16 protein-coding genes, 1 tRNA gene and 1 pseudogene are annotated in these 9,363 nt (G+C 65.2%); 9 read left to right on the forward strand and 9 right to left on the reverse strand.

Translation table 11 applies throughout. The annotated features are described in order from the left end of the window. Nucleotides 1–22: 22 nt before the first annotated feature. On the reverse strand, nucleotides 23–934 hold the full coding sequence (locus KYX69_RS22445) for a M20/M25/M40 family metallo-hydrolase (protein WP_300501592.1): 912 nt from the start codon (nucleotides 932–934) through the stop codon (nucleotides 23–25). Between the two features lie 110 nt (nucleotides 935–1,044). On the opposite strand from KYX69_RS22445, the gene dapB reads away from it, so the two are divergent. The 3 genes from dapB to KYX69_RS22460 all read left to right on the forward strand — a co-directional run bounded on the left by dapB (nucleotide 1,045) and on the right by KYX69_RS22460 (nucleotide 2,552). Beyond that, entirely contained in the window at nucleotides 1,045–1,773 is a 729-nt protein-coding gene (gene dapB, locus KYX69_RS22450; protein WP_300501593.1) for a 4-hydroxy-tetrahydrodipicolinate reductase, read from the forward strand. Continuing rightward, complete coding sequence (gene nth, locus KYX69_RS22455) at nucleotides 1,770–2,432, forward strand: endonuclease III (RefSeq protein ID WP_300501594.1); 663 nt, start codon at nucleotides 1,770–1,772, stop codon at nucleotides 2,430–2,432. The genes dapB and nth overlap by 4 nt, the downstream gene beginning before the upstream one ends. Nucleotides 2,433–2,475: 43 nt before the next feature. Next, nucleotides 2,476–2,552, forward strand: a tRNA-Arg gene (locus tag KYX69_RS22460). Between the two features lie 128 nt (nucleotides 2,553–2,680). Here KYX69_RS22460 and KYX69_RS22465 read toward each other — a convergent pair. From KYX69_RS22465 to KYX69_RS22475, 3 genes are all read right to left on the reverse strand, one after another. Continuing rightward, nucleotides 2,681–3,178 carry a DNA starvation/stationary phase protection protein gene (locus KYX69_RS22465; protein ID WP_300501595.1) on the reverse strand — a complete coding sequence of 166 codons (498 nt, stop codon included), beginning with the start codon at nucleotides 3,176–3,178 and terminating at the stop codon, nucleotides 2,681–2,683. Nucleotides 3,179–3,280: 102 nt separating this feature from the next. Continuing rightward, a complete protein-coding gene (locus tag KYX69_RS22470; RefSeq protein ID WP_300501596.1) occupies nucleotides 3,281–3,847 on the reverse strand; it encodes a TMEM165/GDT1 family protein in 567 nt (188 codons plus the stop codon). Nucleotides 3,848–3,857: 10 nt separating this feature from the next. Continuing rightward, a complete protein-coding gene (locus tag KYX69_RS22475; RefSeq protein ID WP_300501597.1) occupies nucleotides 3,858–4,175 on the reverse strand; it encodes a hypothetical protein in 318 nt (105 codons plus the stop codon). A 231-nt stretch (nucleotides 4,176–4,406) separates the two neighbouring features. Here KYX69_RS22475 and rpmG point away from each other — a divergent pair, with 231 nt between their 5' ends. Further along, nucleotides 4,407–4,574, forward strand: a complete 168-nt coding sequence (gene rpmG / locus KYX69_RS22480) for a 50S ribosomal protein L33 (RefSeq protein WP_066664926.1) — start codon at nucleotides 4,407–4,409, stop codon at nucleotides 4,572–4,574. A 115-nt stretch (nucleotides 4,575–4,689) separates the two neighbouring features. Here the strand turns inward: rpmG and KYX69_RS22485 are convergent, their stop codons facing one another. Both KYX69_RS22485 and KYX69_RS22490 read right to left on the reverse strand, forming a co-directional pair. Next, a complete protein-coding gene (locus KYX69_RS22485; RefSeq protein WP_300501598.1) occupies nucleotides 4,690–4,986 on the reverse strand; it encodes a type II toxin-antitoxin system RelE/ParE family toxin in 297 nt (98 codons plus the stop codon). Between the two features lies 1 nt (nucleotide 4,987). Further along, the gene (locus KYX69_RS22490) at nucleotides 4,988–5,233 is read right to left on the reverse strand and encodes a type II toxin-antitoxin system ParD family antitoxin (RefSeq protein WP_300501599.1); all 246 of its coding nucleotides are present in this window, start codon (nucleotides 5,231–5,233) and stop codon (nucleotides 4,988–4,990) included. Between the two features lie 30 nt (nucleotides 5,234–5,263). On the opposite strand from KYX69_RS22490, the gene KYX69_RS22495 reads away from it, so the two are divergent. Next, entirely contained in the window at nucleotides 5,264–5,506 is a 243-nt protein-coding gene (locus KYX69_RS22495; protein ID WP_300501600.1) for a hypothetical protein, read from the forward strand. 98 nt (nucleotides 5,507–5,604) lie between these two features. Here KYX69_RS22495 and KYX69_RS22500 read toward each other — a convergent pair whose 3' ends face one another. Beyond that, nucleotides 5,605–6,150: a hypothetical protein gene (locus KYX69_RS22500; RefSeq protein WP_300501601.1), complete on the reverse strand. Its 546-nt coding sequence runs from the start codon at nucleotides 6,148–6,150 to the stop codon at nucleotides 5,605–5,607. Between the two features lie 174 nt (nucleotides 6,151–6,324). Then, entirely contained in the window at nucleotides 6,325–6,687 is a 363-nt protein-coding gene (locus KYX69_RS22505; RefSeq protein ID WP_300501602.1) for a response regulator, read from the reverse strand. Between the two features lie 54 nt (nucleotides 6,688–6,741). Between KYX69_RS22505 and KYX69_RS22510 the strand changes: the two genes are divergently transcribed. From KYX69_RS22510 to KYX69_RS22525, 4 genes are all read left to right on the forward strand, one after another. Further along, nucleotides 6,742–7,014 (forward strand): DUF3572 family protein, encoded by a 273-nt coding sequence (locus tag KYX69_RS22510; RefSeq protein WP_300501603.1) that lies wholly within the window; start codon nucleotides 6,742–6,744, stop codon nucleotides 7,012–7,014. Next, nucleotides 7,011–7,637: an HAD family hydrolase gene (locus tag KYX69_RS22515; protein WP_300501604.1), complete on the forward strand. Its 627-nt coding sequence runs from the start codon at nucleotides 7,011–7,013 to the stop codon at nucleotides 7,635–7,637. Before KYX69_RS22510 ends, KYX69_RS22515 begins: the two co-directional genes overlap by 4 nt. 17 nt (nucleotides 7,638–7,654) lie before the next feature. After that, nucleotides 7,655–8,113, forward strand: coding sequence for a RidA family protein (locus tag KYX69_RS22520; protein ID WP_300501605.1), 459 nt, complete (start codon nucleotides 7,655–7,657; stop codon nucleotides 8,111–8,113). A gap of 213 nt (nucleotides 8,114–8,326) precedes the next feature. Next, nucleotides 8,327–9,055: a TorF family putative porin gene (locus tag KYX69_RS22525; RefSeq protein WP_300501606.1), complete on the forward strand. Its 729-nt coding sequence runs from the start codon at nucleotides 8,327–8,329 to the stop codon at nucleotides 9,053–9,055. 101 nt (nucleotides 9,056–9,156) lie between these two features. Here the strand turns inward: KYX69_RS22525 and KYX69_RS22530 are convergent. Next, nucleotides 9,157–9,363, reverse strand: a pseudogene (locus KYX69_RS22530) (DUF3035 domain-containing protein); the annotation flags it as partial.

The following is a 9,363-nucleotide window of genomic DNA, read 5'->3' on the forward strand; positions in this document are numbered from 1 at the left end:
GGAGGGGAGCGATAGCGTCGGTCTAACGCCCAGCCTCCACCGCAATCGCCCCCAATTCCCGGTCGAACATCCGCGCCGCCAGCAATGCCGTCGCCGCCGACCGCGCGAAGAAGTCCTTCGGGATCGTATCGAAATCGTCGCCCGGCTGGTGATATTCGGGATAATCCTCGACCCCCAGATAGGCGAACGGAATGCCGCGCCGGTGAAATGCATAATGGTCCGACCCGGCGGTCCAGTCGTCGCTGCCCTTCCACGGCGGGCCGTCATGGCCGATCTTCAGCGTGACCGGCGCGGAGCCTGCCAGCCGCTCGAACCGCGCGCGCAGAAACGGATAATGATGCGCCCCCGCGATCCACAATTCGCCCGTGTCGCTGCGGCTCATCATGTCGAGGTTGAGGTTCAGCGCGATCCGCGCCACCGGCACCGGTGGCTTTTCGACAAAGGCGTGCGCGCCATACATGCCCTGCTCCTCGGCATCCCACAGCGCGAAGATCACGTCGTGCGTGGGTCGCTCCCGCGCAAAATCCGCCGCGATCGCCAGCAGGGTCGCGACCCCCGATGCATTGTCGTCGGCGCCGTTCAGCACCTGGCCGTGTCGCGTCCCGAAATGGTCGTAATGCGCGCCGATCACCAGCACCCGGTCGCTGGTCCCGGTCCCGCGAATACGCCCGACCAGATTGACGCCGTGGAGCGTCTGATCCTTGTGCTTTGCCGTGAACGGCTGTTCGAAACCCGCGCCGAACGGTTCGATCCCGATTCCCTGCATCCGCCCGATCAGATAGGCGCGCGCCTTGGCCGATCCCGGCGTGCCTACCAGTCGCCCGGCCATGTCGTCGGCGGCAAGGATGCGGACATCCTCGAACAACTGCTCCGGCGATGCGGCGGCGGCGGGGGAGAGCAGGGCGGCGGCGAGCGCGAGCGAGCGAAGAAACATCGCCCTTGCTTTGCCGTCAACCGCCTGCACCGCAAGAGAAAAGCTGAGGGGCGCGATCCCGCAATATTTACCCTGTTGCAGTCCGCCGCTTGCCCCGCCAAGCACGGCGCATGACCAGTATCGGCATTTACGGCAGCCTTGGCCGCATGGGCACCGCGATCCGCGACATCCTGACCGTTCAGGGCGTACGCCTGGCCGGCGGTGCGGATGCGGGCGACGATCCGGCGGAGCTGGCGCGCGCCGCCGATGCACTGGTCGATTTCTCGACCGCATCGGCACTTGGCGTCCATCTCGCCGCCGCGCGCGACGCGGGCACGCCGATCGTGATCGGCACCACCGGCCTCACCGCCGCCGATCATGCCGCGATCGATGAGGCCGCGCGCGACATCGCGGTGCTTCAGACCGGCAACACCTCGCTCGGCGTCGTGCTGCTCGCCCGGCTGGTGCGTGAGGCGGCGACCCGGCTCGGCCCCGATTGGGATATCGAGATTATCGAGGCCCATCACCGCCACAAGCTCGACGCGCCGTCGGGCACCGCGCTGATGCTGGGCGAAGCCGCCGCCGCCGGGCGCGGTGTCGCGCTCGGCGAAGTCCGCGTCGCCGATCGCGCCGGCCTGTCGGGCGCGCGGGCGGAGGGGACGATCGGCTTTGCCTCTTTGCGCGGCGGCAGCATCGTCGGCGATCACAATGTCATGCTGGCAACCGAGGGTGAGCGGATCGAATTGGCGCATTATGCGCAGGATCGCGCAATCTTTGCCCGTGGAGCCGTTCGCGCCGCGCTGTGGCTCGCAAACCAACCCGCCGGGCGCTACACGATGGACGCGGTGCTGGGCCTTTGAAGAAAGCCGACATCTTCGCCTTTTTCGAGCGGCTGGCCGCGGCCAATCCGCATCCCGAAACCGAACTCGAATCGGTCAACGATTATACGCTGCTGGTCGCCGTCGTGCTGTCGGCGCAGGCGACCGATGCCGGGGTGAACAAGGCGACCCGCCGCCTGTTCGCGGAAGTCGATACGCCCGAAAAGATGGTCGCTCTGGGCGAGGACGGCCTTAAACAGCACATCAAGACCATCGGCCTGTTCAACAGCAAGGCGAAGAACGTCATCGCGCTGAGCGAAGCGCTGATCGCACAGCATGGCAGCCAAGTGCCGGAGGACCGCGACGCGCTCGAACAACTCCCCGGCGTCGGGCGCAAGACCGCCAATGTCGTGATGAACGTCGCCTTCGGCCACGAAACCTTCGCGGTCGACACGCATCTGTTCCGCGTCGGCAACCGCACCGGCCTTGCGCGCGGCAAGACGCCGCTGGCGGTCGAAAAGAAGCTGGAAAAGGGCGTGCCGCAACCCTTCCGCCTCCACGCGCACCACTGGCTGATCCTGCACGGCCGTTACATCTGCAAGGCGCGCACCCCCGAATGCTGGCGCTGCCCGGTCGCAGACCTGTGCGCATTCAAGCCCAAGACCCCCGCGCCAAAAGGCTGGCAACAACCCGCCGTTTAACGCTGGCGCCGCGCGCGCGGCTTTGCTAGGCGCTGCATCCCACGCACCCGTAGCTCAGCTGGATAGAGCGCTGCCCTCCGAAGGCAGAGGCCAGGGGTTCGAATCCCTTCGGGTGCGCCATTTTCCTTTTTATTTGATCCAGCACCGCTGGATCGGTTGCGGCACCGGCCCGCTCCTTCACCCGGCTACCCATAGGATGCTGTCGCCGGGTAGTCGGGCTCGGAAGCGGGCCGGTGCCGCGCATCATCTCACCCCTTGCGGCTGGTTTCGAACAGGAACCAGGCGCGCTCTTCGGCCTGATCGGTCCAGTCGTCCAGGATGCCGCTGGTGGCGTTGTCCTTGGCGTCGTCGACAATGTCCTTCGCCTCGCGCAGCAGCTCGACCAGCTTGAGGTTATCCTCACGCAGTTCGGCCAGCATCTTGTCGGCGCTGACGAAATCGGCGTCATTGTCCTTGATCGTCTGGCGCCGCGCGATGTCCCCGATCGAGCGCAGCGTGGTGTTGCCGGTCTTGCGCACGCGCTCGGCAATCGCGTCGGTGGTGGCCAGGATCTGCGCCGCCTGATCGTCGAGCATCAGGTGATAGTCGCGGAAATGCGGCCCCGACACGTGCCAGTGGAAATTCTTGGTCTTCAGATACAGCGCATAGCTGTCGGCCAGGATCCCGTTCAGCGCGTCGGCCACACTCTTGGTGTCGTTGCGGTTCAGGTCGGTCGGCGTTTTCAGATTGTTGGCGGTGTCGGCCATGATTGTGTCCCTCGCTGGCAGTTGAGTCGGAGATGTAACGACTCTCTGCCATTTGGGGTCCATCGCCGCGCGCGCAATTGCCCGATCAGGCTAATTGACAGGCTAGATCAGTCGTAACGCGCCCGCGCCAACAACCGCACCGGCGAGCAGCGCGATCAAGCCAAGGCCGATGCGAAACCCCCGGATCGGCAGCTGCCGCCAGCTGAGTTCGCCCATCAGCGCTGCCGCCAGATGCACGACGAAAATCCCCGCACAGGCGCCACCAAAGGCAAACCACGGGCTCGGCCCGCGTACCCCCAGCGCCAGCGTGAAGAACTGCGTCGTATCGCCCAGCGCCAGCACGAAGATGCCGAGCAAGGGCGTCAGCAACGCGCCCAGCCGCCAGCGCTCCAGCCGATCCGGAGCCTTCAACCGCCACAACGCCCCCATCGCGGCAAAGATCAGCGCGAGCGCGAGCAGCAGCTGCTTGGCATTCGGCGTCAGCAGCGGGGCGATCAGCACCGCGCCGGTCGCGGCGATGGCGTTCCCCCCGGCATGGGCGAGCAGCGCGGCAAAAGCGACGGTGAACGGGCGGCCATAGCGATCGGCCAGAATCGCGACGAGCCAGGGTGAACGGTCGCCCGCCTGGACCAGCAATGCGGCGATGAATGCTGGGACCACCGCCTCCATGAGAACCTTTCTAACTGGCGAGGCGGATCGAGCAAGCCGCCGCGAATGCTGCGTCGGCGCGCGAATCGGTGCGGCCACACGCTACAGCATCGCGCAGCAGCGACAGCCCGTCGGCAATCATCGGCCCGCGCTGTCCCGCGGCCAGCGCCGATTCGATCGCGTGGACGATGCACACTGCCGGGGTCAGGCCATTGGCCATCGCGATCCGGCGAATCGCGTCGAGATCAGCGGCCAGGTCGGACGTCGCCGCGCGCGCGGCCCGCGTCGCGATCGAATCGATTCGCTGGTGCAGTTCGCTGGTCAGCACCCAATTCTGCCCCGTCGCCATCGCCGCCTCCCATGTCGCAGCATCTCATGCTCGCAGCGTGCGACAACATGGTGAACAACTCGCTAACGTTGGATACGGGGTGATCGGGGTGTCGGCGAAGAGGGGCAGCGTGACGCTGAATCCGTCCCCAAGCTTGACATCGCCGCGCCAAACCGGCATGCGCCCCCTCCTGACAGCGGTCTGCCAGCGCGGGCCGCTTATTCTTTTTTTGATTTTTGCAGGACCCGGGCGATGGCCAAGCCGACTACCGTCAAGATCAAGCTCGTCAGCACCGCTGACACCGGCTTTTTCTATGTGACCAAGAAGAACCCGCGCAACCAGACCGAGAAGCTGAGCTTCCGCAAGTACGACCCCGTCGTGCGCAAGCATGTCGAGTTCAAGGAAGCGAAGATCAAGTAAACTTCGCGCAAGCGAAGGTTACGCAGTCCCGGCGCAGGCCGGGACCGCCCACAGCACGCGGAGCCGCAGAAGGATCGCTTCTGCGGCTTTTTGTGTTTGGGATGGGCGGTCGCGCTCACCCCTCCGGCGCTGAAATCCAATCCTCCCGCCCATGCCGGACGCGCAGGATCAACACGCCCTCCTCGGTTTCATCATACACGATGATATGCGCCTTGAACGGATGCGCGCGCACCGGCGGGTGGATCTCTTCACGCAGCCGGGCAGCGCGCGGCGTCTCGGCGAGGAATGCAAAGGCCCGCTGCAAGCCATCGTGATACCGATCGGCCTGCACCGGGCCGAATCGCTCCAGGCCGTTCAGATAGATTGCGACCAGGTCCTGCGTAGCCGCCCGCGTAAAGCGGTATGCCGGCATGTCAGGGCTTCAGCCCGGCCTGCCGCAAAGCCGTCGCGCGAATGTCATCCATCGTGAGGTCGCTGACCCCGCTGGCGCGCGCTTCATCGACCAGCAACTGCATCTGCGCGATCTTGTCCGCACGCTCCTGATCGCGACGGATCAGGTCACGCACATAGTCGCTGGCGTTGCTGTAACGCCCGTCCTGCGTCTGACCTTCGACCCACTGCTTCATGCGGTCGGGCAAAGAGATATTCATCGTCGCCATGGCGGGCCTCCAACTGGAGATTGGCATAAATTGGCAAAGATTGTCAATTTTCAGCTTGGTCGAGCCGATTACCTGGCACACGCGCATCTGGCGTGCCTATTGGCGGCACGGCGCGCGGATACGGGGGCAGTGGCGATTGTCGAGGCGATCGAGCAACGCCTGCGCACCGGCCGCCCGCTCGCTGCCGACGCATGGATTGCGGCACAGGAGGCGCTGACCGGCCGCACCATCGCAAGGCGCAAACCCGGACCGAGAACCCGCGAACAGAATTAAGTATTGTGTCCCCGGAACTAATTCCCGGAACTAATTAGTGTCCCCGGAACTAAGTATTGTGTCCCCGGAATTCGCGCACTCTCTGCGGCAACAGAGTGCTATGGCTTCGCAGCCGTCTTCAACGCTCTATTCAATCGATCTGCCATGTCCTTGTTGGTTTCCCTCTGAAGCAGAGCTTTGATCGCGTCCCGATTGGATCGGTCGGCAACGGTCGCCAGGGTATTAGCCAACGCCCAGCGTAGCTGGTCGCTCAAGCCGCTTTCGCCCAACACCGCGACGACCGCAACTCCGGCAACGCCACGCGCTTCCTTCATCGCTAGCGATCGAGCAATGCCCTCGCGTATCTCATCGTTGTAAGGACGTTGCAGGTGGTCGATCAGGGTCGGGATCGCGTCAAGATAGTAGTTTTCCTTCGCGTTCACGAAGTCCCATACCCACTTCACCGGGTAACCCAGCCGGTGAAGTGCCTCGCGGAGAGGCGTTTCCTCCTCAAGGTAACGCTTTTCTTTCGCCTGCATCGCAGCTTCGCGCGCGTCTCGCTGTGCGACCCATTCGGGACAGCTCTCTAGCAACGCAGCCCACTCATCTGCCGGCATGTCGCCCTTAGACGCAGAGATCGCTTCTAGTTCTTTGAGCGTAATCATTGCATTGGCAGCCCCCTGCGAATGATAACATCGCCTCTTATCTCAGCGGCCCGCAAAGGCCCGCTGAGCCTTGTATTCTGACGCACCCACAACTCAAAGGTCTTGCCTTCGGACCTCTAAGAATGCCGGGGAGAATTCCGGAGAAACAATACCCATCTCACCCAGCATCCGCCCTCACAACAACCCCTGCACCTCCTCCACAAACCGCATCACCGAAATCGGCTTGGTCACATACGCATTCGCCCCCGCCGCGCGGATCCGGGCCTCGTCCTCCTGCCCGGCATAGGCCGTCACCGCCATCACCGGGATCGCCTTCAGTGCGGGGTCGCCGCGCATGCGGGCGATGATGTCGATGCCGGAAATGTGCGGCAGCTGGATGTCGGTGATCACCAGATCGGGGGCAAAGCTGCGCGCGGTCGTCACCGCATCGCGGCCATCGCGCACCGGCATCGTTTCGAACCCGTGCGCGCGCAGCAGGTCGCAGAAAAGTTTGAGGTTGAGTTCGTTGTCCTCGACAACCAGCACCCTTTTTGCCACGCGATCCCTTCGACGAACGATTGGCCAACGAACGATTGGGCGAAGCTCTAGGCGATGCGCGACGCGGTGACAAATGAGGAGGCGGGGACGCTCGCACTGGGTGCCTTGGCCTGGGCGCTGTCCGATGCGGCGCGCGCCCACCGGCTGCTCGACCTGACCGGCCTCTCGCCGCACGACCTGCGTGCCCGCGCCGCCGATCCGCAGGTGCTGGCCGCCGTGCTCGGCTTTCTGGAGGCGCATGAGCCCGATCTGATCGCCTGCGCCGACGCCACCGGCACCACCCCCGCCGCACTCGTCGCGGCCCGCCACGCGCTGGAGACCGCATGAAGCCGCTCTTGATCTGTGACTGCGACGAAGTGCTGCTGCACATGGTGCGGCATTTCGGCACCTGGCTCGACGAGGCGCATGATATCGAGTTCGACCTGACCAGCCATGAATGGGCGCGCGCGATGAAGCCGCGCGACGGCAGCACGCTGAGCCCCGAGGCGATGTGGAGCTATCTCGACGGCTTCTTCCCCGCACAGATGGACCGCCAGACGCTGGTGCCGCACGCGCGCGAGGCGCTGGAGGCGCTGTCCGATCAGGCCGACATCGTGATCCTTACCAATTTGCGCGATCATTGCCGTGAACATCGCATCGCCCAGCTCGACACGCACGGCATCGTCCATCGCGTGGAGTGCAATCAGGGCGGGAAGGGCCGTCCGGTGGCGCAGCTGGTCGAGGAGCATGGCGCGAGTGTCGCGGTGTTCGTCGACGACCTCGCGGTCCACCACCAGTCGGTCGCGCAGGAAGCACCGCACGTCTTCCGCCTGCACATGGTGTCCGAACCCTTGCTCGCGCCCAATGTCCCGGCCGCCCCGCATGCGCACGCCCGCATCGACGACTGGCGAGAGGCGCGGCGCTGGATTTCCGCTCGCTTCGCCGATGGCGTGCCCGCACCCCGATCCTAACCCCACGGAGAGACTCCATGACCGACGTCCATGCCCGCCTTGCCGAACTCGGCCTCGAACTGCCCGAAGCCGCTGCTCCTGTGGCCGCCTATGTCCCTACCGTCACCGCCGGCGGGCTGATGCACGTGTCGGGGCAGCTGCCGTTCAAGGACGGGGTGGTGATGACCGGCCGCCTCGGCGAAGACCGTGATCTGGCCTATGGTCAGGAAGCCGCCGAGCGCTGCGGCCTGATGGTCGTCGCGCAGATCGAAAAGGCGCTGGGCGGCTTCGACCGGGTTGAGCGGATCGTGAAGCTCGGCGTGTTCGTCAACTCCGCCCCCAGCTTCACCGAACAGCCCCAGGTTGCCAATGGCGCGTCGGAGCTGATGGAAAAGCTGTTCGGTGAGGCAGGCCGCCACGCCCGCGCCGCGGTCGGCGTCGCGGTGCTCCCGCGCGGTGCAGCCGTCGAGATCGACGCGATTATTGCGGTCAAGTAACGGTCGCACCTGTTACAATTCTGTTGCGCCGCCGCAACAGCGGCGGCGCAATTGCATCGCACTGCCGAAATGGAATTGTGCAGCGCAACGAATTGCTGCAACTTTCCCGCGGCGGGAGGCGATAGCCGCGCCGGGACGCAGGTTCTGAGCTTAATGTGGCAGCCCTTTCACTGCAGGTGGGGACCGAAATCGCACCAAGACGAAAGGGATCCCATGCGTTTCACCAAGTCCATCGCCGGCGCGCTGCTGCTCGCCGCCACTGCCACCCCCGCGTTCGCGCAGGAAGAAACCGAAGCGCCTGACGCCTTCACCATCACCGGTTCGGCGACCGTCGTCAGCGACTATCGCTTCCGCGGCTTCAGCCAGACGAATGAAGAAGCGACCATCCAGGGCGGCTTCACCGTCGCGCATGAGAGCGGCCTTTATGTCGGCACTTGGGGCTCGGGCATCGGCTTCAACAACGGCAGCGAAATCGACGTGTTTGCCGGCTTTGCCAAGGAAGTGACCTCGGGCCTGACCGCCGATGTCGGCGTCACCGCCTATTTCTATCCGGGCGCGGCGGACACCACGATTTATGAACCCTATTTCTCGCTGACCGGCACCGTCGGCCCGGCCACGATCAAGGGCGGCCTCGCCTGGGCGTGGGGCGGTCAGGACTCGCTCGGCGACGACAGCGCGATCTACGCCTATACCGACGTCGCGGTCGGCATCCCGGAAACCCCGCTGAAGCTGAAGGGCCATCTCGGCTATGCCAAGAGCGACAGCTTCCTCGGCGGCCTCGACGGCGAAGTGCTCGACTATTCGATCGGCGCGGAAGTGACCTGGAAGGCGCTCACGCTCGGCGTGTCCTACGTCAACACCGACGAGACCACCGCGCTCGGCTGGAAGGATGCGATTGGCGCAGACGGCGCAGTGCTGTTCACGCTTGGCGCGTCGTTCTAAGCCAACCGACACTAGACAAAGCGAAGGGCCGCGGAACACGGGTTCCGCGGCCCTTTTGCTGTTCTGGAGCCCCCACCTTCGCGGGAGGGGCTCGCAAACCCTCAGTTCTGCGGCGTCGGCGAGGCAGCCGGGGCGGGGGTGCCGACCTGGGTCTGCGCATCGCGGCCATCGCCCTGGGGCGCGGCGATGATGTCGCGGGTCGTGCTGCCCTTGTCCACCACGGCGGTGTCGGGGCTGCCGACGCCCGAGCGGATGCCCGGATCAGCGGCGGTGCGGCCGCCCGCGGCGTCGAGCGCCGCGCGCTCGGT

It is taken from the genome of Sphingomonas sp. (assembly GCF_030145815.1).
Lineage (GTDB): Bacteria > Pseudomonadota > Alphaproteobacteria > Sphingomonadales > Sphingomonadaceae > Sphingomonas.